We start from the raw sequence: 24,692 nt of genomic DNA on the forward strand, positions 1-24,692 counted from the left end.
CGGTGCCGGTAAGTCTGGGGACTATCTTGCCACGACAGAATTCGGTGCCAGAGCCACGGTGATCGCGTCGACCACGGAGTCGATCGCGGGAACCAGCTGGTCGGCCGACAATTCGTAGGTCTTGAAGGAGCGGCGGTAGGGATCGATCACGTCGTCATCGGCAGGATCGTCGGGCGGAAAGGCCAGACCCCGTTGCCCAGCAACGGTTGCGGCCATCGCGCGAACGCGGTCGGCAGCGGCCGGACCGGCGGCGTCGGCAGCGGCGCGAATCTGCTCGGGCGTCGTTGATGCGTAGAGCCGCGCGAACTCGCGCACGGTGAAGGTTGATCGGAGTCGTGACGGCGCCAGTTCGGCGATATCGCGGCGGTGTTCGCGGGTCATCGCGAGAATCAGGTCGGGGGAGATGAGGTGCTGTTCGGTGAGGAAGCGCGAGCGGTGAGCGGCAGCATCCGGTTCGGGAACACCCCGATCCGTCGCAAGGCGCTGCGCCTCGGTGGTCATCTCGGCCGCTGCTAGGCCCCGCGTGCCGGCGCTCGTGACCTGCGGCGAAAAATCGGCGAGCCGGGTGCGCAGCAGTTGCTCTGCCAGGGGGGAGCGGCAGATGTTTCCCGTACAGACCGTCAAGATCTCAAACACGGCGGAACCTTTCGAAGATCGGTAGGTTGGGCGGGTGCCAGATCACTCTATCGACGTCGAGCAGCCCCTCACGCGCGCCGAACTGCGCGCGCAGGGTGGCGCTGCTGAGGCGGAAGCCGCGGCAATGGGCGGCGACTACCGCAGGGCGGCGCGCACCGACTGGCGGGAAGGTGGGCGTTCGGTGCGCCGCTGGCGCGAAACCACGCTCGCCGTCGCGTTTCTCTCGTTGGGATTCTTCGCGCTCGGTGCCGCTGCCATCGACACACTCGTCGACGCGCGATGGGCGCCGCTCGCGTCGGGCGTGCTGCTGTGGATAGGCATGGCGGTGCCGATCGTGTGGGCCTTCAGTCGATCGCGGCCGGCGGGGCTGCTGCGCTTTCGTGCGGTCGACCTGCTGTATGCGGTCGTGCTCGGGGTTGCGCTGCGTGTGGTGGCCGGGTGGATCGAAGTGGGGCTCGGCGGCAGTGGGGCTTTTCCGCGTTATACGACCCTGGACGGGTCGCTGGGCAGCCAGTGGCTGGTGACCGATCTGCTGGGCCCGGTGCTCGTTGCGCCGTTGCTTGAAGAGTTCTTCTTTCGCGCGGTGCTGCTGGTGAGCGTCTACACGGTGTTGCGAAGGCCGGTCGGTCGGGTCGCCGCCGGGGTGACCGCCGTGATCGTGAGCAGCGCTGTGTTCATGCTCGTGCACGCGTTCACCGCGCAGCTGGGCACCAGCTTGATTTTGTCGATCGAACTCGTCGGACTGGTGTGTTCGCTGCTCGTAATGCTGACCGGACGCATCTGGGGTGCGGTGCTCGTTCACCTGGTGTTCAACGCGAGTTTCGTGGTTCTCGCGCTCGTGGGCACTTTCTGGACTTGATCTGCATATTCGCGTAGATTCGCGATTGCGGCGCCAGCCCCAAAACGTAACAATCTAGAAACCTCGACGATTCGCTTTAGTCAGGGGTTTCTCTGTACAGTTGCACAGGAGATCCCCAAGGTCTTGATAGCAGCAGTCAACCCGCGCCGCACCCGGTTTTGCTGATCATTTGGAGCACACATACATGAAAAAATCACTCACCGCCCTGGCAATCGCCGGCGCCCTCGTCTTCTCTGGCGCAGCCGCAACCTCGGCTGCCGCTTACACCCCCTCGACTGACTACGGCGCAAGCACGTCAGTCATCGTCCCCGGCTCGGTCGTCACCTTCACCTTTGGTGACCTGGCTGCCTTCAACGGACAGACCCTCTCGTTCGTTTTGACCGGTGAAAACGCCAGCGGCGCCACGCTCGCGTCGATGGTCTTCACCTCGACGACTTCAGCGAGCGTTGACAAGACCGTCGTTGACGGCTCGGTCGCCGTGGACGTCACCGTGGCAAGCGAAGGCTCGTACACCCTCACCGGCTATGACGCAGACGGCAACGCTGTTGCAGTCGCGTCATTCGCTACTTCGTCGGCTGCTGCCGGCGGAACCGATGGCGAAGACGCGCTGCCCGCAACGGGTGGCGACGCACCGCTCGGCGCTCTCTGGCTGGGCGCTGGCGCACTCGGCCTCGGCGGTATCGCCGTCGCGGCCGGTGTTGCACGTCGCCGTTCGGCTTCGCAGGTCTGAACATAACGCACCATCGAGAAACCCCGGGCACCCAGGTGCCCGGGGTTTCTCGCGTTCCCGGGGCCGTTGCTGAGGCGCACGCTGCGTATGCGCGACCGGGTCTCGCCCTGGCGATCGCCGTGGCCGGGTTCGCGCTGACGGCGGCTCTCATCGCGTGGTGGCCGTCAGCGCGGCTGCGGTGGCAGGTTGATACCTCTCTTATAGCGATCGCCGACGTTGTTGTGCTCAGTGCGCCGATGATCGTGGCCGTAGCGCTCGCGGGACGCGTTGCAGCATCCACCCTCTTGTCTGCTTTTGGCCTGCGCCACTGGCGCGCGCTCGACCTCGTTGTCGGTGCCGCGATCGCGTTGGCCGCACGCGCGGCGGTAGAGATCGTCGCGCCGACCGTGCCGGGCTCATCGGGGTTCTTCAGCGCCGGGCCACTTGGCGCACCCGTCAATGTGCTCGCCATCGCCGTTGCGCTGACGACAGCCGTGCTGATCTCGCCCGTGGTCGAAGAGGTCTTCTTTCGCGGGCTGCTGCAACGATCACTCGGCGACCTGCTCGGCTCGCGCGGCGTGATCACTGGTGTTGTCGTGGTTGCCGTCTCGACCCTCAGCTTCGTCGCGATTCACGCGATCGGGCCGATTGTCGCTGGCGCGACGGTGCCGGTTGGAACACTCGTCGGCACCGCGGCGGTGGGAATCGGGTGCGCCACACTGGTGTTCATCACCGGGCGACTGGGCGGAGCGCTGTGCGCGCACATACTCTTCAATACGCTCGGCGTGGCCATGCTGCTCGCCTGAGCGGCCGGCTCGTCAACGCGCCAGACTGTTGCACGTCTACTATGGCCAAGAGAAAGACCCCGGCTGTGACCCCCAAACCTCCCCACCGATCAAGGGCCCGCATATGACTCGCACGACCCGCGCCACCGTTCGAACCACCGCTGTGCTGGCGGCGCTCACGCTCGGACTGACCGGATGCAGCTCGTTCACCCCGCCCTGGTCTGAACCCACCGCCACGCCCACACCGACGCCCACGGCAACAGCCGAGCAGCCGGTGCCGAACGATCTTTCTTCGGGCTCGACCGCGCGTGAAATGGTTGCCGGCCCGCTTGACGTCAGCATCGACTACTGGTCAACGCTGTCGATGGATCAGTGGAATGCGGGCGTGCTCAAGCCGGTGTCGGTGTCGCTCACGACAGAGATCACCCCCGACGACGGCCAGTCGGTGTATCTGCAGCGTGCCACCATGATCGCCACGCCCGCATCGGCCACCGAAACCTTCGACCCGCTCAGCGCACAGATCGACTCGGCCACGACCAGCCCCGGCTATCTCGTGATCGACCCCTACAGCTATACGCAGACCTTCATGGTCGGTGCGGTGCCCGAGGGCGCCACCTATGTGACCCTGCAGTTCACGTATGAGTTCTTGGTGCAGTCGACGCCGACCTCAAGCGACTATGCGAAGCAAACCGCCTCAGAGACGCTCACCGTCGCTATCGCGCCGTAGCTGGCGGTGGCTGTAGCGCAATCGTCGTCGTAGCGGGCGCCTGTCGGCCGTCGCGCGGGGGTAGGCGCACCCACCGGTCGCCACCCTGGCTCTGCGCCTCGAGCACGGCGTCATGGGCGAGCGTGGCGAGTTGGTCGTAGGTGTCTGTGCCGACCACCACCGGCACAATGCCGGCGCTGGCAGAGACACGCACGTTGGCGACCCCCGAGGCTTCTTCTGACAGCCGGTTGATCACAAGGCGCACCCGCTCGCGAGTCGACGCGGCCGACTCTGCCACCAGAATCTGCACCCGACCGGGCACCACGCGGCTGAGGTCAGCCTCGGCGCGCAGCTCTTGGATGATGATCGTCTCGAAGGTCGAGACGAGTGCGCGGAATGACCAGCCGTTGCTCGCGTCGCGCAGATCGTCGAGGTCGTCAAGACACAGTTCGATGAAGGTCCAGTCGCTCTCGTCTCTGCGCCCGGCACGAACCAACCGTTCACGCGCCACGCCCCGCATGAGCGATTGGGGCATGAATGCGTCGAGTGCCTCGAGAGTGTCAAGCGCCCCAGGGCGCCGATTGGCGTAGAAGAGCAGCGTGACGGTCGCCGTGATGAGGAACATGGTTGAGATCATCACGCTGACGCGGGTGAACAGAGCGTCACCGAGTTCGACGAGCGTGTTGCCGGTAATCAGAGGCAGCAAGAACCCGACCGTCGCGAGGGCAAAGACGAGCCCGCACGCCGCGACGAGAGGCGGCGTATAGAGCGAACCGCGGGTGTCGCCGCTCATCGCTTCGATGGCGAGCGCCACGACCGCGAGTCCGGTGGCAAAGAACGCCGTGCGAAAGGCGAATGCGCCGAACGCCGAGCCGGCGGTCGCCATCAGCACCGCGAAAGTCACAAGAGCCTGAGCGGGGCCCGCCCATGAGTAGGCGCGTTTTCGGTGCAGTGCGCGCAAACCCGACCACAACAGCAGTGGCATGCCACAGCCGAAGGCCTGGCCGGCGGGCAACACGGCAGTTTCGAGACCCAAAGCAATGCTCGCGTATGAGGCGTAGACACCAAGTAGCGAGAAAAACAGGCCGAGCGTCCACAGCATGGTGGGGCGCCCAGAGCGACCGACCAGACCAAGCCAGGTCATCAGGATCACGCACGTCGTGACCACCGTGGTCTGCACGACGGCAAACTCGCCAGACTCAATCACTTTGCACCTGCCTCAACGGTTTCGGGCGCCGGTTTCAGCGACGCGGTCATCGTTGTGCCGCGCATGGGCTCACTCTCGATCGACAGGCTACCGCCGTGCTGTTCGATCAGCGACTTGACAATGCCCATGCCCAAACCGGTGCCCTGCACTTCGCTCGTGACGGCTCCCGGTGCCCGGTAGTAGGGGTCGTAGATGCGATCGACCTCTTCGGCGGTCATGCCCGAACCGGTATCGCTGATGCTCAGCAGCACCTCGTCGTCGGTGGTGGTCACGTAGAGCATCACCTTGCCGCCCTTCGGGGTGTATTTGATCGCGTTGCTGAGCAGGTTGTCGACCAACTGGCGCAAGCGGAAAGCATCACCCAGCACGAACGTCGTGGCGTGCGGGTACCACTCGACAGCGACTGCCTTTGACCCCGCCATCGGCTCGAACGAATCGACCGACTGCGTGACGACCTTCGACAGGTCGGTGGGCACCATCACCAACTCGTCTTTCTGCGCAGAGGCGCCCGACTGCAGAATGGCCTCAGACAGTGTCAGCATGCGCTGGCCCGCCATGCTGATCTCGTTGATCTGCTTGTGTGCACGCGCTGGCAGCTCTTCGTCATCGAGCAGAATCTCTGAGAAGCCGAGAACCGTGGTGAGCGGGTTGCGCAGTTCGTGTGAGATGCGCGCCGTCAGCGTCTGCCGCAGGTTTTCGGCGCGCAGCATCGCGGTGATGTCGTGAGCGATCAGCAGGGAACCGTGTCGGGTGTCTGAGCCGTCATCGCTCGGCACCGAGCGCGCCGTGAGCGAGAGGGCGTGCCACACGCCCGAGGCGGTGAACAGCCAGGTGCGGGCATCGTCGAACTGCTCGCCGCGCATCGCACGCTGCAGCGGACGGTTCGCCGCCGGCACGGGCGCACCCCGCAACGCGTCGTATTCGACCGACGAGGGCGGGGCCGTCAGGTCGGAGGCACGAATGCCGTACAGCGAGCGGTAGGTGTCATTGAACTCGTCGACATCGCCGTTGGCCGAGATTCGCGCGATGCCCACGTCGATGGTCTCGAGCATCTGAGAGGCATTGCGTTCTTGCCGCTTCGCTCGCGCCAACGCGTCGTTGAGCTTGCTTGCCTCTCGCACCAGCAGCCTCTTGAACGCTCGGGTCTGCTGCGCCGCCAGGCGGGTGCTGATCGCGATGAACGTGAGCGTGAGGGTGATAACGCTCACCCGCAGCGTGGCATCGGCCGTGCCGGGAGAGCCGATCTCGCTCATCACGACCGAGACGGCGATCACGCCGAGGGCCGAGCCGATCGCGACAAACCCGTAGTGCGTCGCGATCCAGATGACCGGAAAAGCCCACAGGTAGGCGAGGTCGATGGTGGTCTGCGCCGACATCGTGCCTACAGCGATGATGTCGAGAAACGGAATGCTGAGCGCTGCCCACGAGGGCAGCAGACCCCACGGCACAATGAGCGCCAGCGCGGTGATGACCACCATCGCCGAGACGCCCACCGAGAACGTCCACTCGCCCATCGTCTCGGGTTCGACCGCTTGCACGAGCAGCACGATGACGACCACCACGACAGCGAGCAGCAGCTGCGACAGCCAGATGGAGTTGGTGCGTGACTCAAGACGCCGAATTTCTGCCACTATCGCGCTCTCTCAGAAGACATGGCACGACGAGCGGTGGCTCGAGACTGCCGGGCGAAGCGCCGCAACTCTGCAGACGACGAAAAGACCGCGCGCTCGACCACGAGCTCGGGTGGTCGTGTGGGGGCAGAAGGCGGCATCATTTCAGCGTAAGACTTCTGCAGCCGCTCTCTGATCACATCGACATCGAGCGTGGTGCCGCCGAAGTGCAAGACAACGAGCGTGTTCGGTGCCACTCGACCGATGATCGCGCCCGAGGGCATGACCTCAAGCGTCGCGGTCGTCGCCGCGTGGGTGATGGCCAGTGCCCAGGGGCGGCCGAAAGCGGTGCGGTGCAGTTGGGCGTCAGGAATAGAGATGCCGATGGTGGTGACGGTCGGGCTCATCGCCAGCAGCGCCTCCATCCAGTCCGTCAAGGCGCGGGTGTTGACGATGCGCGTTGCGTCGTCGGGGTTCACGCCGCGAACGATGAGAATCATGCCCGCGGCCGCAACCGCGACCGTGATCGCAGCGACGATCGTCGCGGGCCCTTGCGTGAGCAGCAACTGCACGTAGAAGTCATCGTTGCCGACGTAGAGCGGCACGATGAGGCGGGCGGCGCAGTAGACGCCGTAGACCGTGACCGTGATGCCCACCAGCAGTGCGCCAAGTCGCGGCAGGTGTTCTCGACCCTGATAGCAAGCCGTCGCTGCGATGAGGCTGAACGTCGACAGCGCGACCAGCTTGACGTAATAGCTGGCGTCCACCGAGACGTAGACCGTCAGCGCACCGACGCCCAGCGAGACCAGCAGAAACCACATCGCCCAGGTGTGTGTCTTTGCGGTGGCGCGGCGCATGGCGGCGGCGAGCAACCCGACCGAAAGCGGCATCGTCACATCGGCAATCACCAGCGGCAGCAGATTCTGCGAGTTCTCGTCTGCCATGGCGTAGGCGAGCGTCGACAGCGTCGCCGACGTGCCGGCGAGCAGAGCGAGCGTGGAAACGCTGACCCACGATGAGCCGACAGGGCGGGCGCCACGCTCAGAAATGACCACCAGCGCCACCGCGGCGCAACAAGCCGCAGTGAGTGCGATCGTGTAGATCGTGACCATCGACGCCCCCGCGCGGTCTCAATTGGCGCCTGACCCGAAGCGCCTTGAGGAAACCTTGGGGGTTTGTTGGGGGCGTATCGGCGAAAAACGAATGCTACGTGCACGTCAGCATAGCAAGATCGTGGTCAGCGGCAATTTCTGCCGCGACACACTTTTCTGAACAGCTGGCTTCCCCAAGGCGCTGGCTTCTCTAAACCGAAAGATCACGTCATGACTGACAACATCACCACGAACGCGGTTGCTCCCAAGAACGAGTTGGCGTTGCGTTCACGATCGAGCTCACGTCACAAGGCGACACCACCGCCGCCGCCGGTCGAAGAAGACGATCACGCTTTTCCCGAAGACTTCGAATCAGTCTTCGATCACGCGTCGACGCAGCGCTCGACCATCGGCTGCGTGATTCCCGCGTACAACGAAGAAGAGTCAATCGCCGAGGTGATCGAAGGCCTGCTGGCGCAGACCCGCGTGCCCGACGTGATCCACGTGGTGGTCAACAACACGAGCGACCGCACGGTTGCCATCGCGGCTAAGTATGCGGGGCCCCACGAGGTCTCGACGGCGCTCGGTGAGCAGTTCACCGAGGTGTTCGTGCACGACATCGGAAAGAACCCCGACAAGAAGGTCGGTGCGCTCAACTACGGCTACGCGCTCGTCGAGGGCTACGACTACCTGCTCGGTGTCGACGGTGACACCATCGCCGAGATCCACGCGGTAGAAAACCTCGAGACCGAGATCATCGCAGACACCCGCATCGGCGGCATCTCGGCCATCTACAGCATCGACAACTCGAAGTTCAAAGGCCTCGCGTCGTTTCTGATCACCGGGCAGCGCTCGCAGTTCGCCGCGTTCAACTTGCAGAACCTGCTGCGCGGCCGCAACATGGCTGTTCTCGGCGGTCAGTTCTCGCTGTTCGCCACCCAGGCGCTGCGCGAGGTCATGGTCGAGAACCGCCAGTCAACACCGTGGGTGAAAGACAGTGAGGTCGAAGACTCGCTGCTCTCGCTGCAGATCAAGAGCGCGGGCTACCTCACGAAGATCAGCCCCGTGGCGCGCGCCGACGTGGGTGGCATGACCACGCTTCGCGGCCTCGACGCCCAGCAGGTGAAGTGGACGTACGGCGCAATCGAGCTGATGTGGCCGGGGCAGCGCGGCGACACCAAGGGACAGCCGTTTCACCCCAACCTGCGCATTCGCTGGTTCGAGAACCTCGGCATGCTCACGAACATCTTCGTTCGTTTCGCGTTCGCGCTGCTGCTCGCTGGCTCGCTCTCGCTGAACGCCTTCGTCTTCTCGCCGATCTGGCTGATTCCGGTGATCGTCGCGATTCTGCTCAACCTGCGCATGGCGATGACCATGTACTCGCGCACCTACAAAGACATCATCTTCGCGTTGCTGTTCGTGCCGGCCGAGATGTATATGTGGATCAGAATGGCGCACTTCATTCGCGCGTGGACCAGGTTCTTGTCAAAGAAGAAGGTCGACAACTGGGCCATGCAGGCCAAGGCTGAGAAGGGCTCGGGCGGACTCGGGCACTGGATGCCGCTGTTCATCGCCATCGCAGTGCTAGCCGCCGTCGCCGCCGTGTGGATGATGCTCGGCCCGGCTGCGCAGTCGACCCTGCTGTGGATCGGATGGCCGATCGTCGGTGTGGTCACGGTGCTGCAGACGCTGCAGATGTTCCTGCGCCTGATCCGCCGCCAGCACGGCTACAAGGTCTAGGCGCCCAGTTCGCCGTTGCGCTGCGGTGATGACTGTTCGGCCGTGAGCCGATAACCGACGCCCCGCACGGTCTCGATGTATCGAGGCTGTGTGGGGCTGTCGCCGATTTTGCGCCGCAGGTTGGTCATATGCGCTTCGATGGCACGCTTGTCAGCATCCCCCACGAAATACGACGTGACATAGGACTCACCGCGCAACAGCAGCGTGAGATCTGCTTTGCTGCGCACGCGGCGACGCGAATGGAGCAAAGCCGCCAGCAGATCGAACTCGGTGCGGGTGAGATCGATCTCTCGGTTGTCGATCAAGACGATGCGGCTATCGACATCGAGCTGCAGATTGCGGTGCGTGAGCCAATCGCCCTCGGCCAGATGTGCGCCGTTGGTGTCAGCTGCTGGCGACTGATCGCCCTCCCACACGGCCTCGGAGGAGTCTTCGGCGATCACCCACTCCGCGTTCTCGTTCGCCACCGTCGCGGCGGGCCGTGTGGGTGCTGGGGGTGCGGTCGGCGCAGTGCGTGGCGTGGGGAAAGACGGGCCAGCCGTCTCTTGGGTGCGAATCGACGGCGGCTGCACGGCAAGCGTCGCCCGCGGGCGGCGCATGAGAGCCTCAACACGCGCGCGAAACTCACGTGGGCGGAACGGCTTGATCAAGTACTCGTCAGCGCCAGCGGTGAGACCCATGACGATGTCGGCCTCGTCGCCAAGGCCCGAGATCATGATGATGTGCGTTTCGCTCTGCTCGCGAATGCGGCGAGCCGCCTCGATGCCGTCCATACCGGGCATGTTCACGTCGAGCGTTGTGATCATCGGCTTGTATGAGAGCACGGCACGAATGCCGTCGATGCCGTTACCGACTGAGACGGTTGAGAACCCTGCGGCTTCGAGCACCTCACTCAATAGGTGGCGCAAGCCGGGATCATCTTCGATGATCACAGCTGTGCGTGTTTCTGAAGGAACTTCAGTCATTCGCGGGGGTCCTATCTCACCGTGGGGATCGGCAGAGTTTTCGAGAAACATGACAGTTGTTCGAGGTTGAATTGTTGCACAGACCAGGAACTGTCTGGGGCGTCATCATGGAACTACCTGGCGAGTCAGCTCGACGGCGGCTGCCGGCCACCAGTCTCCGGCGGCCGGGCCGCCGTTGCACGTGCCGTCGCTTTCGCCAGGGGGCTTCACCCACAGATTGGTGTCGACGACGTCGTCGCCGTAAGTCGCAGGCGCCTCGCCGATGAGCCGGCGGGGTGGGTTGCACCACACGCCGGTCGATTCCGCTCCGCTTCGCGAGGTATCGACCACAGCGTGTGCGCCATCTAAGAGCGCCGACAATTCTGCGGCGTAGCGCACCTCGTCATCGAGGCTGTTGTAGTTGGAGACGTTCGTGGCGAACCCGCGCACGCCATCACTGCCGATCTGACTGATCATGGCTGCCATCTCAGACGCCGGCAGCCAATTGGAATGGCCCCCGTCGACATAGAGCCATACGTTCTCGCCGATGAGAACGTCGGTCGCGCCACTCAGCTGCTCGATGCGCTCGGCAACATTGCCACACTCGGGCGCGAGAGCCAGCGAATCGGGCTCGAGCACGATGATCGTCTTCACCTCGGGAGAGTCAGCCAGCGCGAGCGCGATCTGCTCGGTCCACAGTGCGTAGTCTTCGGGGTCGAGGCCGCCCGCCGAGTACTGACCGCAATCGCGCTCGGGCAAACCGTAGATGACCAGGGTGGCGGCAGCATCCGCCCGCTTTGCCTCGCCGAGCAGCTCTGAGGTGAGCTCGCGCACCGACTCGAGCGGATAGCTCTCGGGCGTGAGCCAGATCGCAGTGGGCACATCGGCAAGATAGGTGGCAGCCGCCACCGCATCAGGATCGCTCTCGAGCATCGACGCAGTTCGCGCTTTGCTGTCTTCGTCGACCAGCAGCGCTTCGCCCGGCGACGGTGGTGCGGGCTCAGTCAAGTTGGCCACGCTGATGCCCAATCCGATCAGCATCACGAGCACAGCGGCGATCACCGCGCCGATGATGATGCTCACGCGCGGGCGTCGCTCGCGTCGCGGTTTGGCCGTGGCGTGCATATAGCGTAAGCTCTCCCTTTGGTGCCTTTGTCATGCTGGCTAGGTGCCGCGAACGTGAGCCCTCCACTGGTGCGTTTACCCTCGTGCTTCGAGCGTAAACCCCCCGGAGTGGGATTCACGAACCTCTCCGTTCGATCAAGAAAGCAGCACTACTGTGACGCGCACTTATACCCCCAAGGCTGGCGAGATCCAGCGCGAATGGCTCATCATTGATGCACAGGACATCATTCTGGGCCGTCTCGCATCGCACGCCGCCACGCTTCTGCGTGGAAAGCACAAGCCCACCTTCGCAAACCACGTTGACACGGGTGACTTCGTCATCATCATCAACGCTGAGAAGGTCGCCATGTCGGGCCAGAAGCTCGAGCAGAAGAAGGCGTACCGCCACTCGGGTTACCCGGGCGGCCTCTCGTCGGTCACCTACGGTGAGCTTCTCGAGAAGAACCCGGTTCGCGCTGTGGAGAAGGCCGTTCGCGGCATGCTCCCCAAGAACAGCATCGGGCGCCAGCAGCTGACGAAGCTGAAGGTCTACCGCGGTGCTGAGCACCCTCACGCGGCTCAGCTGCCCAAGACGTACACCCTCGACCAGGTCGCCCAGTAAGCGCCGAAGACTGACTAAGGACTAACTCGTGGCGAAGATCGAAGAAACCACCGAAACCAATTACTCGACCGAGACCCCGGTTGACGAGACTGCCGAAGCAGCTGCAGCACGCCCCGTGCTCAGCGTTCCCGGTGCAGCCGTCGGCCGTCGCAAGCAGGCCATCGCCCGCGTGCGCATCGTTCCCGGCTCGGGCACCATCACCGTCAACGGGCGCACGCTCGAAGACTACTTTCCGAACAAGCTCCACCAGCAGCTGATCAACGACCCGTTCACGGTTCTGCAGCTCGGCGGCGCGTACGACGTGATCGCACGTATCTCGGGTGGTGGCCCCTCGGGTCAGGCCGGCGCACTGCGTCTTGGCATTGCCCGTTCGCTCAACGGAGTTGACGAAGAGAACAACCGCGCCACCCTCAAGAAGGCTGGCTTCCTCTCGCGTGACGCACGCGTCAAGGAGCGCAAGAAGGCTGGACTCAAGAAGGCGCGTAAGGCTCCTCAGTACTCGAAGCGCTAAGCGCTCGATGCCGCTGTTTGGCACGGACGGCGTGCGGGGGCTGGCCAACGGCCCCCTCACCGCCGAACTCGCGCTCTCCCTGGCCCAGGCGACTGCTGTCGTGCTGGGCCAGGGTCGTTCCGCCGACGCACGTCGCGCTGAAGGCAAACGCCTCACCGCCGTCGTCGCGCGCGACCCCCGCATTTCGGGCGAATTCATCTCTGCCGCAGTCGAGGCAGGGCTCGCCTCATCAGGTGTCGATGTGTTGGATGCTGGTGTGTTGCCGACCCCCGCCGCCGCGTACCTGATCGCAGACATCGACGCCGACTTCGGTGTGATGGTCTCTGCCTCGCACAACCCCGCCCCCGACAACGGGATCAAGATCTTTGCCCGCGGCGGTGTGAAGCTCCCCGACGTGGTTGAGCAGCGCATCGAAGCCGCCATGGGCGGCGACAAACTGCAGCCCACCGGCGCCGCAGTCGGCCGCATTCGTCGCTTCGCTGACGCAGAAGACCGCTACGTCGTGCACCTGCTCGCATCGCTGCCACACAGCCTCGACGGACTGCACGTCGTGCTTGACTGCGCGCACGGCGCCGCATCGGGAGTGTCACCCGAAACCTTCCGCGACGCCGGCGCCCGCGTGACCGTGATCGGTGCTGACCCCGACGGCCTCAACATCAACCACGGTGTCGGCTCGACCTATTTGAATGTGCTCTCAGAAGCCGTCGTTGCCGCGGGAGCCGATGTCGGCATCGCCCACGACGGCGACGCCGACCGCTGCCTGGCGGTTGACGCTGCCGGCAACGTGGTCGACGGCGACCAGATCATGGCAATTCTCGCTGTCGCGATGAAAGAGCGCGGCGCGCTCGTTGAAGACACGCTCGTCACCACGGTGATGAGCAACCTCGGATTGCATCGCGCCATGCAGGCCCACGGCATTCGTGTCGAGACCACCGCGGTCGGTGACCGCTATGTGCTCGAGCGCATGAACGAAGGTGGCTATTCGCTGGGCGGCGAGCAGTCTGGGCACGTCATCATGAGCGAGTTCGCCACCACCGGCGACGGCCTGCTGACCGGACTTCACCTGGTCGCAGAGATGGCCCGCACCGGCAAGACGATGGCAGAGCTCGCCGCGGTCATGACGGTGTTTCCGCAGGTGCTCATCAATGTGCGCGACGTCGACCGCGACGGAGTGAAGACAGATGAGGTCGTGCAAGACGCCGTAGCGCAAGCCACGGCACGCCTCGGGCTGACCGGCCGCGTGCTGTTGCGCGCTTCTGGCACCGAGCCACTGGTGCGCGTGATGGTTGAAGCGGAATCGGCTGAGGTTGCCGCCGAAATCGCCGAGGGCCTCGCCGCTATCGTTGCGGACCGACTCGCGCTGTAGGTCGCTCGCGCTGTTGGGCGCTGACGCTGTGTGGCGCTGGGTTGGGCGCGCGCTGAGGCTGTTGCGGGTCGTTGGGACCGGCGCTGTTGAGCGCTGGTTGGCTGGGTGCTGTTTGGTTGCACGCCGTCCGGCACGCGCTCGTGTCGGCGGCATCGAGCAGCAACGACGAAGGGCACGCTCTCAGTGGAGAGCGTGCCCTTCGTCTATGGCGTCAGACTATGCGCGGCGCTTGCGAGAGGTTACGAGCATCGAGCCGCCGGCGAACAGTCCGACCGCTGCCAGCGCACCAAACGGCAACAGCCAGGCGTTGTCACTGCCCGTGGCGGGCAAAACGCCGCTGGTGGGCGTCGGCGTTGCGGTGGGCGTCACCGATGACGTCGGTGTCGGCGTGACCGTCGGCGTCGGCGTGACCGTGGGGCTCACCGTCGGAGTCGGAGTCGGAGTCGGTGTCGGTGTCGGAGTCGGTGTTGGTGTCGGCGTTGGTGTCGGCGTCGGTGTCGGTGTCGGCGTGGGAGTCGGTGTTGGCGTCGGTGAGGGTGTCGGGCATCCGATCACGGTGATCGCCGGATTGGGGTAGGACACCAGACCAGAGGTCCACTCGGGCTCACCCTGAGGGGTCGTCGATGCGTACGCGATCGCGCTAGCCAGGGCGAGGTCGTCGCAGTCGTAGCCCTGCAAGGTGGTGGAATAAGTCCACGTCTCACCCGGGTAGTAGGTGCGCGGGCCGAAGTCGTAGGGAGTTCCGTCGGGGGCATTCACTGTTGCCCAGCCATAGACGGTCACGTCAGAGGTGTTCTGGGTGTTTACCGTGACGTCAACCGAACCCGAGTTGGAGAAGTCAAGTGTCACGGTGGCAACACCGCTGACATCGTCCATCCCGGCCGCGAGAGCCGGAGCGGCGATAAGTGCGCCGACGCCAAGCGCGAGAGCGGCCGTTGCGGCAACGTATTTAACCCGAGTTTTCATGCGATCTCCCCAAAGATGATGACGGAGAAATCGTGATGGCTTGCAGGACTGCGCGGCAGGGCGCATCACGACGGCGACAGCGCCCTCTCCTGGCCACCACGCTAGCAGATAGCGACACAGCGACTCGACGAAGGGCGTTGCCGAGGCAGTCGAGCGAACTTTAGCCCCTCGACCAGCGCGCACGAATCGCTTTGGCGCGGGTTTGCCCAAGGTTTTGCTCAGGTTGAGCACAATGCTCAGTAAAGAGGGTCTAAAGCATGCCAATACAGTGCTCTGTTCGGTATTTTGGTTTGCATTTTGAGCAATTTGGCAAGTATTGTGCTCTGGTGGCAGTTCCAGGCCACCGGCGCGGGGGCGGGGTCAGTCAGAATGCAGCAGGCGACCGCGTTCACAACGGGATCGCTCGTGCCCGAACACGAGCGATCCGTTTCTTTTTCAGAGTGAACTAAGGGGATTTGCGTGAGCAATCAACGCAAGCAACAGACTTCAGCGATACGCAAGGTCGTCGCCACGAGCGCGGCTGCCGCGCTCGCGCTTACCGGCGTCGTGGCATCTGCTGCGCCCGCGCTCGCAGCGACCGGCGCGATCAGCGGTGTCGCATATCGCGACTTCAACGGAAACGGCGTGCGCGACCTTGGCGCTCCCGAAGACGGCGAACAGACTGACGTCGGCATCGCAGGCGTCAGCGTCGTCGCTTACGACGTTTATGGCACCCAGCTCGGCGACACCGTCATCACTGATGATGCTGGTGAATACACGCTCGACACCTCAGCGGTCGCCGACGGCACCGCCGTGCGGGTTGAGTTCACCGAGCTGCCAGAGGGCTACGCTGCATCGTTCGCTGGTGACGACAACGGCACCACGGTGCAGATGACAGTGGCCGGCGCCGAAGATGTCGACCTGATGATCAACCATCCCGACGACTTCGCACAGGCGAACGCCCCCACATTCACCGCGATTCAGACCGCGGGCCTTTCCAGCGGCCAGACGTCGGCTGACGCGGCGGTCGTCGGCTTGCCCTGGTCATCGGGCGGCAACTCTTCAGGCAACTATCCCGACCGCGAGACGATGGCCACCGTCGGCGAGGTTGGTTCGGTGTGGGGTCTGACCTATGACAGCACCGGCAATGCGCTTTATGCCGCGGCCACGTACAAGCGCTTCTCGGGCCTCGGCCCGCTCGGACTCGGCGGAATCTACAAGATCTCCGACGTGCTTGACCCCATGACCGGGGCGATGACGGGCGCAGCGACGCCATCTGAGTGGCTTGATGTCTCGTCATTCATCGATGTCGGACAGAGCGAGATCATCAGCGACGCCGCCCGCGGTCTCACCGCAAGCCCCGCGACGGCCACCACCGACGTCAACGCTTTCGCAAACGCAGGCAAGGTTGGCATCGGCGGGCTCGAGGTGACTCCCGATGGCGACAACATGATTCTGGTCAACCTGTATGACCGCAACCTCTATGTGCTTGACATCAGCGCGGGAACGCCGACCTCAGCGACGACGGTTGACTTCGCATCTACTCTCAGCGAAAACCAGCAGCCTTGGGCCCTGTCGATCTATCGGGGCGACGTGTATGTCGGCTATGTCGACACCGGAGACGCCGCAGGCGACTCGGCCGATGACGCTGAGCTGAAGGCTTACGTCGTATCTGCTCCGCTCGAAGACGTCGTCTCAGGCAATGCAGCATGGACCAACGTGCTCACTGCCGACCTCGGTTACACCAAGGGAAACTCGGCATCGAACTGGGGTGGCAACGGCAGCAACGCCGCCGCCTGGCCGACCAGCCGCCCGCAGGTGAACCAATGGAACACCTGGGCAGATGAGTGGACGTGGGACGGCACAAGCAACCCGACCGCAGTCGACTCAGTCGGCCTGCAGTACTCGGGTGGATCCTGGGGCACCGACAACGTGCAGCTGTACCCGCAGGCAATCTTGAGCAGCCTCGCATTCGACACCGAAGGCTACTTGAACCTCGGTTTCGCCGACCGCACCGCGCTGCAGGCCGGAAACCGCAACCTGTCGGCAATTGACGGAGTGAACGACGAATACTTCGAGTCACTCGCGAGCGGTGACCTGCTGCTGGCGGCTCCGAACAACGACGGCACCTTCACGCTCGAAGAAGACGGTGTCGTCGGCGATCGCAACAGCGCCACAGCCGCGTCGAACGACGAAGGCCCCTCGGGCGTCGACACGCGTGAGTTCTACAACGACAACCAGAACCAAGGCTCGGGAAACATTCACGAAGACTCCGCCCTGGGCGCCGTCGTGACCTACCCCGGTGTCGCCGAATCGCAGTCGACGGTCTATGACCCGCTCTCTGGCGTGCGCGTTTCAGGCGTGACCTGGTTCGACACCGCAGACGGCAGCCCGGTGCGCGGCTACGAGCACACCGCCGACAACCGCGAGTACGAACTGTCGAGCACCTTCCAGAAGGGTGGCGGTCTTGGTGGACTCGCTATCGCCCTGCTGCCGCCGCCCGCTGAAATCGGCGACCGTGTGTGGTTTGACGCCGACCAGAACGGCCGCCAAGACGCTGACGAGCCCTCGATCGCCGGCGCTCCGGTATCGCTCTACCTCGCAGACGCCAACGGCAACCCGACCGGCGACGCGCTCTCGAGCACAACGACCGATGAGTTCGGCGAGTACTACTTCAACAGCGAACTGTGGGCAGACCGCTTCACCGACCCGGCAGCAGACCTCGTGGTCGTGTTCGGTCAATTGGATGCTGATGCTGACGTGGACTTCGTCTGGGGCGACGTGCCCGAGATCGACGCGATCACCGGGCTGACCTGGAGCGATCTGACCTTCACCGATCAGAGCACCGACGTCGCCACGACGTTGAACGACTCGAACGCCGACACCACGACCGGTGAAGCGCCGGTCAGCGTGCTGGGTGCAGGCATGAACGATCACACGATCGACGCTGGATTCGTCTCTGACGTGACGATCGGTGTCGCCAAGGAGCTTTCGGAAGACAGCGCTGCGGCAGCATCCGGTCAGACATTCGAGATCTCAGTGACCGTCGAGGACTTCCGCGGCGATGCACTGCCAGACAGCCCGTATGTGTTCGACCTTGCCGCCGGTGGCTCGGATGAATTCAGCATTCCGGCATTCGGAACCATCACGAAGGTCGCCGAGACCAACGGTGCCGAGTTCGACTTCGCGGTGAGCCCCACCCTGCCCGCAGCGGGCGTCGATGGTCTCGACATCACGGTGACCAACACGATCACCACGTACGCCGTGGGCGACTATGTGTGGATTGACGAAGACCGCGACGGTCTGCAAGATGACGGCGAGGCGCCGCTTGCCGGCGTTGCCGTTCGCCTGCTCGATGGCGAGGGCAACCCCGTGCTCGATGCCGATGACGAACCCGTTGTCACCACGACCGACGCCGAAGGTTTCTACCTGTTCGACGACCTCATGGCCGGCGACTACCAGGTGGAGTTCGCGCTGACCGAAGAGCAGTCGCAGAGCTACATCTTCACGCAGCCTGCCGCGGATGGCATCGCCGAGAACTCCGACGCGACCCCCACCGAAGCCAGCCGCTTCGTCGGCCGCAGTGACGTCTTCACGCTCGACGCTGACAACGAGCAGCTCGTGGCATCGGACGACTACACCACCGCAACTGTGAACGCGACGGCTGGAATCGACCCGACGTGGGATGCCGGTGTGATCACTCGCACCTACGCCGTCGGTGACGTCGTCTGGCTCGACAACGACCGCGATGGATCGCAGGGCGAGAGCGAAGCGCCGGTTGGCGGCGTGTCGGTTGCACTGCTTGACGGCGAAGGCGAGCCCGTGCTCGGCGCCGACGGCGAACCGCTGATCGCGGTCACCGACGACGACGGTCGCTACCTCTTCGACGAGCTTGAAGCGGGCGAGTACCAGGTGCAGTTCACGCTGACTGAACAGCAAGAGCAGACCTACCGCTTCACCACTCAAGACGCCGACGGCGTTGCCGACAGCGACAACAGCGACCCTGTGGTGAGCACCGGTCGCACCGCGCCGTTCACGCTGGGCCCCGACAGCACCCTGGTGCCTGCCGCGTCGTACGAGTTCGGTGATGTTCTTGCCACTGAGGGTATTGACCCGACGTGGGATGCGGGGTTGTTCTCGAAGACGTATGCCGTGGGTGACTACGTGTGGATCGATGAGAACCGTGATGGTGTGCAGGATGCTGATGAGCTGATGCTTGAAGGTGTCACGGTCAACCTGTATGGCGTAGGCACTGAGGTGCTTGCCACGACGACCACGGACGAGAACGGTCTGTATGTCTTCGACGCGCTGGCGCCGGGTAGCTACCGGGTGGAGTTCGTGCTGACGAGTGATCAGGCTGCGATCTATACGTTCACCACGGATGTGGCGGGCGATGACGTGGCCGCGGACTCGAACGCGAATGACACGGCGGGTGCCGACTTTGGCTTCAGCACGTTGTTCACGCTCGGCGACGATAACGAGCAGCTGGTTGCCAGTGCCGAGTACCTTGACGCGGATCTCATCGCCACCGAGGGCATTGACCCGACGTGGGATGCGGGTGTGGTGCGCAAGAAGGTCTCGGTCGGCGACTACGTGTGGCTCGACGCTGACGGTGACGGTGTGCAGGGAACCAGCGACGCGGAGACCCCGATCGAGGGCGTCAAGCTCGTGCTGACCGGTCCTGACGGCAACCCTGTTGTCGACATCGACGGCAACGAGGTTGCGCCGGTGTTCACTGACGAGAACGGTTTCTATGAGTTCGTGAACCTGCCGGCGTTGCCTGAGGGCGAGTCGTACACGGTCACGATCGATCAGGACGACGCATCCACCATTGAGGCATTGACTGAGCTTCGCCCCGTACCGGCTGGTGCTGGCGACGACTCGGCGCTTGATTCGAGCACGTGGACCGAAGACTCGGGCGATCTCGTGAACAACGGTGATCGTGACAGCACGCTTGATTTCGGTTTCATGCCCCGCACCTATGCGATCGGTGATGTGGTCTGGATTGATGAGAACCGTGATGGTGCGCAGACCGATGGTGAGCTGCCGCTTGCGGGCGTGACGGTGACGTTGCTTGACGCGATCGGCATGCCTATCGAGGGTGTCGACCCGGTCGTGACTGACGAGAACGGTCTGTACCTGTTCGACGAGCTGGCTCCGGGCAAGTACCAGGTGGAGTTCACGCTGACCGACGACCAGAAGGCGCTCTACACCTTCACTGAACGTGAAGCAGCAGTCGGTGGCGCGGAAGGCGACTCGAACGCTGACGCAGAAGGACGCTCGTCGACCATCAAGCTGGGTGAGGGTTCGGACGCACTCGACCCGCAGTACGGCGATCAGGAGTTCGCTGCTACCGAGGGTGTCGACCCGACGTGGGATGCCGGTGTGATTCGCAAGAAGGTCTCAGTAGGTGACTACGTGTGGCTGGATGCTGACCGCGACGGCGTGCAGGGAACCAGCCCGCTCGAAACCCCCATTGAGGGTGTGAAGCTGGTGCTGACCGGTCCTGACGGCAACCCGGTTGTTGATATCGACGGCAACGAGGTTGCGCCGGTCTACACCGACGAGAACGGTTTCTATGAGTTCGTGAACCTGCCGGCGTTGCCTGAGGGCGAGTCGTACACGGTCACGATCGATCAGGAAGACGCATCCACCATCGAGGCGTTGACCGAGCTGCGCCCGGCACCGGCTGGTGCTGGCGATTCGGCCACGGACTCGAGTGACTGGGCGGTAGCTTCGGGCGATCTCACCGACAACGGCGACCACGATGGCACGCTCGACTTCGGTTTCATGCCCCGCACGTATGCGATCGGTGACATCGTATGGATCGATGCCGACAAGGATGGCGAACAAGACAGCAACGAGCACACCCTTGATGGTGTGGGCGTGACGTTGTACAACTCCGAGGGCACGGTGGTGGCAACCACCACGACCGATGACAACGGGTTGTACATGTTCGACAACTTGATGGCTGGTGAGTACACGGTGAAGTTCACGTTGACCGATGCTCAGCAGAAGATCTACGCGTTCACCACGCAGGGCACCGGTTCGGCAACGGATTCTGATGCCGACACCACCTCGGGGCTGACTGCCACGATCGTGCTCGGTGAGGCCAACACCTCGCTGACGCTCGATTACGCAGCAGGTACCGTGATGGCCACCGAGGGTATCGACCCGACGTGGGATGCCGGAGTGATCGTGCTCGACGTCGCAGAAACGCCCGACACCCCGACGATCGGTGAACTGCCGCTGACAGGTTCAACGTTCGCAGCGTGGGGCCCGATCGCCCTGACGCTGTCGATCCTGCTGTTCCTCGTCGGTGGATGGATGCTGCTGCTTCGCCGCCGCACCCACACCGCCTAGACGGTGACAGCCGAGACGCCATAGCGCAAAACCGGGCCCGTGCATCATGCACGGGCCCGGTTTGCTGTTCGTGCGGCGTAGTTCGTGTGCGGGAAAGTGCGCGAATGCTCGGCCAGTTCGCGCAGCTTGGCCCACATGAGTGGGTGGATGCTGCGCAAGGGCGGGGGTCGCGGGGCGGCGCCTCGTTGACTACGAGAACAGCGTTGCGCCGAGCGGGGTTCTCGCGTCGTAGCCCGGGAGGATCGCGAAGGCGCCGCCCGCGGTGGCGTGCATATAGACGAAGAGGTCGTCGATCTCTTCCATGCGCACCATCGTTTTGGCGAACGCGTCGGTGTTGATCGAATAGCTCAAGAACACGTGGCCGACGTCATCGGCGGAGTTGACGTAGTTGTAGCTGCGGCGCAGCATCAGCAGGCTGCCGGTGAACGAAGGGTGCGCGGCGCGGGCGTGTGCGCGTGCGGGTACGAGAAAGTCGCCCTCGGGTGACTTCGACAGCAGGTTGATGTCGTCGTCACGCGCGCCGCCCGACAGCGGCACCCCCGTAGCGCGCTCGCGGCCCATCACGGCGTCTTGCTCGCTCAGCTTGAGGGCAGCGAACGCTGCGGTGTCGAGCTCAAAGCGTCGGGCAACACAGATCGTGCCACCGGCGAGCGGTCCGGACGAGATCCACACGTCAGACGCGAGGTCTTCTGGGGTTCGCGGCACGGTGATGCCGTCGAAGTAGCCGAACGGGTTGCGGCTCACGCCGTCACCCGCAGCGGCGTAGCCGCGGAAGCTCAGTTGCGACCAGGCGAGCGTGACGCCGCCGAGCGCTTCGGTCATCGCGCGAAGTGACGAGTCGAGCACGCCCGGGTCGGTCGCGTTCACGCTGATGAACACGTCACCGCTGAGAGCGGCCTCGGGCAGGGCATCATCGCCGGAGAACATCGGGATGGCAACGAACTCAGCCGTTGACGGGTCGTCGCTGAGCTCAAGCGGTCGAGCGCCGAGACCGATCGTGATCGTCAGGTCGCCGGGGCCGTCGGGCGTCACCGTGTCATCGCCCGGAGGGGTGCAGAGTGTGAGAATGCGCAACCCAGCGTTCGCCAGTGCTGCGCCGATCGCCTCGTGAGCTGCGGCGTCGTCTGCCGCGGCGTCAATCACGTCAAGAAAGCCGACGACAATCAGCGCGTGAGCCTGGCGCACCGCAGGTCGGGTAACGCCTGCTTGTTCTGGGCCGGCAGCATCCACGGGTTGGCCCTCAGGCGCCGCAGTTGCGGTGGCGACCGGGGCAGGTGTTGTCGAGTCAGCGAGGGCTCGCGTTGCGGCGACGCCCGCTGCCGCGCCCACGCCGATGCTGGCAATGCCGCCGAACAGCGCGGCGCGGCGCGAGATGCCGGTGCTCTGTTCTGGCTCGTCGGGCTGCGCGGTGCCCGAGGTGTCGCCGGTCATTCGGCGGCTCCGAGGCGGGTGCCGTCAGGCGCGTCGAAGTCGACCGTGCTCCACGACGCGCCCACGCGCACCTCGGCGCGCCACATCGTGCCTTCTTCATCAATCCAAAGCCGCAAACCCGACTCATCAGCGCTCGGCAACTCAGATACAGCGTCATCGCTCGGAGGAGCCACGAACACCGACACCTCGATGCCGTCAACGGCATCGTTGCGCAACCAGAGTGCCCCCGACTGCTGCACGAGGAGCGGGTTGTCGGGGCGATCGCTGCCCAGGGCGAGCGTCGTTGCGAGCACGGCGTCGAGAGCGCTCGTTGAGATGTCGACGGGGCGCGCACCCCACGACAGGTCGGCTTCTGCCTCGGCGAGCGTCGGCGCCGGCAACGGCGGGAACTCGCCGGCGGCCAGATCAGCGCCGGTTGCGGCGGTGGTCTCGTGGTTCCAAACGACCACACCCGATTCACCGCTGTCGCTCGCCACTGCCGCGTAGCCCTCACCCGAGACCCAGTCGACCCAGCCGGTGATTGCGAGCTGCTGACCTGACTCTTCGAGGGAGGTCTGAAACGGACGACTGGTGTCGTCGTAGTTGCGAAAGCGGGTGATTGCGAGAATCTGCGCCTGCTCGGTGGTGACACCGATCGCGGTCGCCGTAGGCGCGTTGCCCCCGCCCGAGGCCGTGCATGCCGCAAGCGACATGCACAGCGATGCCGCAAGCGCCGCGGCGAGAATTCGACGTCGGATGCTCATCGGGTTCCGATCCGATCGGCGAACAGATCGGCGCTGGGAACGGGGTAGGTGGTGATGTCTGGCATCACGATCTCGTCGGGCAGCATCCCCGCCGCTGAAGAGAACTGCGGCTGGTCTACGGGGGCTGCGACCTTCAAGAAACTGACCCCTTGCGGCGCTTCAACCTGCGGGAGGTCGGCGGTGGTTGCTGCCGGGTCTTCGCCTTCGCTGCACGCAGTCGCTGCCTCTAGCAACGCCGCGGGCAACGCGGTGAACGCCTCATCGATGCACGTGCCGGTGGCAGGTGCACGTTCGGCAGAGACATTTGCGACGTCGACGCCGTTGTTCGCAAACTGCGTCAGTTGCAGGGTCAAACCGATCGTGGCGAGGTCTTCGGTATTCGAGATCAACACCCCCGCGCGCGGGTTGCCGGTGACGCGGTTGTTGATGAAGAGGTCGTCAACGCCGCCCGAGACGCCGATGCCGATGCCAAAACCGCCGTCGGCCTGCGAGGGGGAGTCGGCCGAGACATTGTCGCTGACGAGGTTGCCGGCCACTTCGTTGTCGCGTTGCGGGCTGAACGCTTCAACGTAGTTCGAAAGGAACGTCATGCCGACACGGTTGTCTGAGAAGCGGTTGCCGACGACCGTGAGTCCTGAAGCGTTGGCGTTCTCGAAGCCCACCGCGTTGCGCTCGGCCACATTGCCCTCGACGAGAATGTTGCAGGTTTCGCACTGGCCGACATAAAAACCACTGTCGGCCGAACCCGAAGCGTATGAATCGCTGATCACACCGTGCTGTGCATTGAAGGCATAGATGCCGTAAAGGCCGTTGTTGTGTGCGGTGACGCCCTGGATAGCAAATCGCTGCAGGGGCGGAAAGGCATCGGGGTCAAACGGCTCGTAGGCGCCGGCGCCGTGGGCGGCAGGGCCTGCCTCGTCGTGCAGTCCGGTGACGAGCACGCCGTAGAAGGTGGCGCCCGTGACGGTGAGGTTCTCGATGCGCACGCCGTCGGCGATGCCGACCACGCCATAGGGACGTAGCCCTTCACCGTCGATGATCGTCGCGTTGCGGTCGGCTCCGCGAACGGTGACATCTGGGGTTGAGACGAGAAGCTGCTCGGTCCAGACTCCCGCGCCGATTTCAATGGTGCCGCCCTCGGCGACCAGCTCGGATGCTTCGGCGAGGGTCTCAGCATCGCCGGGCACCTGCACGAAGTCGAGAGCGGTGGGGGTCTCGGGTGCGGGCGTCGCAGCGCAGCCCGCGGTGACCGTCAGAAACGCGGTGACCACGAGCGCCAGAGAGGCCAATCGGCGTCGTACCCGCATGGGGGCAAGTCTA

Annotated in this window: 19 protein-coding genes; 9 read left to right on the forward strand and 10 right to left on the reverse strand. The window is 64.3% G+C overall.

What is annotated here, in order from left to right; all coding sequences use genetic code 11:
- Positions 1–21: 21 nt before the first annotated feature.
- Positions 22–636, reverse strand: coding sequence for an arsenate reductase/protein-tyrosine-phosphatase family protein (locus tag WDU96_RS10425; RefSeq protein ID WP_337338455.1), 615 nt, complete (start codon positions 634–636; stop codon positions 22–24).
- A 34-nt stretch (positions 637–670) separates the two neighbouring features.
- On the opposite strand from WDU96_RS10425, the gene WDU96_RS10430 reads away from it, so the two are divergent.
- The 4 genes from WDU96_RS10430 to WDU96_RS10445 all read left to right on the forward strand — a co-directional run bounded on the left by WDU96_RS10430 (position 671) and on the right by WDU96_RS10445 (position 3,716).
- Positions 671–1,495 (forward strand): CPBP family intramembrane glutamic endopeptidase, encoded by an 825-nt coding sequence (locus tag WDU96_RS10430; protein ID WP_337338456.1) that lies wholly within the window; start codon positions 671–673, stop codon positions 1,493–1,495.
- Positions 1,496–1,679: 184 nt separating this feature from the next.
- Positions 1,680–2,225: a hypothetical protein gene (locus tag WDU96_RS10435; protein WP_337338457.1), complete on the forward strand. Its 546-nt coding sequence runs from the start codon at positions 1,680–1,682 to the stop codon at positions 2,223–2,225.
- 35 nt (positions 2,226–2,260) lie between these two features.
- Entirely contained in the window at positions 2,261–3,010 is a 750-nt protein-coding gene (locus tag WDU96_RS10440) for a CPBP family intramembrane glutamic endopeptidase (protein ID WP_337338458.1), read from the forward strand.
- A 103-nt stretch (positions 3,011–3,113) separates the two neighbouring features.
- Positions 3,114–3,716: a hypothetical protein gene (locus WDU96_RS10445; protein ID WP_337338459.1), complete on the forward strand. Its 603-nt coding sequence runs from the start codon at positions 3,114–3,116 to the stop codon at positions 3,714–3,716.
- On the opposite strand, the gene WDU96_RS10450 is transcribed toward WDU96_RS10445, so the two are convergent.
- From WDU96_RS10450 to WDU96_RS10460, 3 genes are read right to left on the reverse strand one after another with little or no spacing between them, the layout of a single operon-like run.
- Positions 3,703–4,902 (reverse strand): nucleotidyl cyclase domain-containing protein, encoded by a 1,200-nt coding sequence (locus tag WDU96_RS10450; RefSeq protein ID WP_337338460.1) that lies wholly within the window; start codon positions 4,900–4,902, stop codon positions 3,703–3,705. The two genes, WDU96_RS10445 and WDU96_RS10450, sit on opposite strands and share 14 nt — an antisense overlap.
- On the reverse strand, positions 4,899–6,533 hold the full coding sequence (locus WDU96_RS10455) for a sensor histidine kinase (RefSeq protein WP_337338461.1): 1,635 nt from the start codon (positions 6,531–6,533) through the stop codon (positions 4,899–4,901). Before WDU96_RS10455 ends, WDU96_RS10450 begins: the two co-directional genes overlap by 4 nt.
- On the reverse strand, positions 6,533–7,624 hold the full coding sequence (locus WDU96_RS10460; RefSeq protein ID WP_337338462.1) for a hypothetical protein: 1,092 nt from the start codon (positions 7,622–7,624) through the stop codon (positions 6,533–6,535). The genes WDU96_RS10455 and WDU96_RS10460 overlap by 1 nt, the downstream gene beginning before the upstream one ends.
- Before the next feature lie 210 nt (positions 7,625–7,834).
- Here WDU96_RS10460 and WDU96_RS10465 point away from each other — a divergent pair, with 210 nt between their 5' ends.
- Complete coding sequence (locus WDU96_RS10465) at positions 7,835–9,343, forward strand: glycosyltransferase family 2 protein (RefSeq protein WP_337338463.1); 1,509 nt, start codon at positions 7,835–7,837, stop codon at positions 9,341–9,343.
- Here WDU96_RS10465 and WDU96_RS10470 read toward each other — a convergent pair.
- Positions 9,340–10,308 carry a response regulator transcription factor gene (locus WDU96_RS10470; RefSeq protein WP_337338464.1) on the reverse strand — a complete coding sequence of 323 codons (969 nt, stop codon included), beginning with the start codon at positions 10,306–10,308 and terminating at the stop codon, positions 9,340–9,342. The two genes, WDU96_RS10465 and WDU96_RS10470, sit on opposite strands and share 4 nt — an antisense overlap.
- 105 nt (positions 10,309–10,413) lie before the next feature.
- Positions 10,414–11,370, reverse strand: coding sequence for a glycoside hydrolase family 6 protein (locus WDU96_RS10475; RefSeq protein ID WP_337338465.1), 957 nt, complete (start codon positions 11,368–11,370; stop codon positions 10,414–10,416).
- 196 nt (positions 11,371–11,566) lie between these two features.
- Here WDU96_RS10475 and rplM point away from each other — a divergent pair, with 196 nt between their 5' ends.
- From rplM to glmM, 3 genes are read left to right on the forward strand one after another with little or no spacing between them, the layout of a single operon-like run.
- The gene (rplM, locus tag WDU96_RS10480) at positions 11,567–12,013 is read left to right on the forward strand and encodes a 50S ribosomal protein L13 (RefSeq protein WP_337338466.1); all 447 of its coding nucleotides are present in this window, start codon (positions 11,567–11,569) and stop codon (positions 12,011–12,013) included.
- Positions 12,014–12,041: 28 nt separating this feature from the next.
- Positions 12,042–12,524: a 30S ribosomal protein S9 gene (gene rpsI / locus WDU96_RS10485; protein WP_337338467.1), complete on the forward strand. Its 483-nt coding sequence runs from the start codon at positions 12,042–12,044 to the stop codon at positions 12,522–12,524.
- A 7-nt stretch (positions 12,525–12,531) separates the two neighbouring features.
- Positions 12,532–13,890 (forward strand): phosphoglucosamine mutase, encoded by a 1,359-nt coding sequence (glmM, locus tag WDU96_RS10490; protein ID WP_337338468.1) that lies wholly within the window; start codon positions 12,532–12,534, stop codon positions 13,888–13,890.
- Between the two features lie 216 nt (positions 13,891–14,106).
- Here glmM and WDU96_RS10495 read toward each other — a convergent pair whose 3' ends face one another.
- Entirely contained in the window at positions 14,107–14,856 is a 750-nt protein-coding gene (locus WDU96_RS10495; RefSeq protein WP_337338469.1) for an LPXTG cell wall anchor domain-containing protein, read from the reverse strand.
- Between the two features lie 459 nt (positions 14,857–15,315).
- Between WDU96_RS10495 and WDU96_RS10500 the strand changes: the two genes are divergently transcribed.
- The gene (locus tag WDU96_RS10500; RefSeq protein WP_337338470.1) at positions 15,316–21,198 is read left to right on the forward strand and encodes an SdrD B-like domain-containing protein; all 5,883 of its coding nucleotides are present in this window, start codon (positions 15,316–15,318) and stop codon (positions 21,196–21,198) included.
- A 189-nt stretch (positions 21,199–21,387) separates the two neighbouring features.
- Here the strand turns inward: WDU96_RS10500 and WDU96_RS10505 are convergent, their stop codons facing one another.
- Genes WDU96_RS10505 through WDU96_RS10515 form a run of 3 tightly spaced genes read right to left on the reverse strand, consistent with a single transcriptional unit; the run spans position 21,388 to position 24,679 of the window.
- Positions 21,388–22,629: a Dyp-type peroxidase gene (locus tag WDU96_RS10505; protein ID WP_337338471.1), complete on the reverse strand. Its 1,242-nt coding sequence runs from the start codon at positions 22,627–22,629 to the stop codon at positions 21,388–21,390.
- Positions 22,626–23,372: a hypothetical protein gene (locus WDU96_RS10510; RefSeq protein WP_337338472.1), complete on the reverse strand. Its 747-nt coding sequence runs from the start codon at positions 23,370–23,372 to the stop codon at positions 22,626–22,628. Before WDU96_RS10510 ends, WDU96_RS10505 begins: the two co-directional genes overlap by 4 nt.
- A complete protein-coding gene (locus WDU96_RS10515) occupies positions 23,369–24,679 on the reverse strand; it encodes a right-handed parallel beta-helix repeat-containing protein (protein WP_337338473.1) in 1,311 nt (436 codons plus the stop codon). Before WDU96_RS10515 ends, WDU96_RS10510 begins: the two co-directional genes overlap by 4 nt.
- Positions 24,680–24,692 lie beyond the last annotated feature (13 nt).

It is taken from the genome of Microbacterium marmarense (assembly GCF_037204165.1).
Classification (GTDB): Bacteria; Actinomycetota; Actinomycetes; order Actinomycetales; family Microbacteriaceae; genus Microbacterium; species Microbacterium marmarense.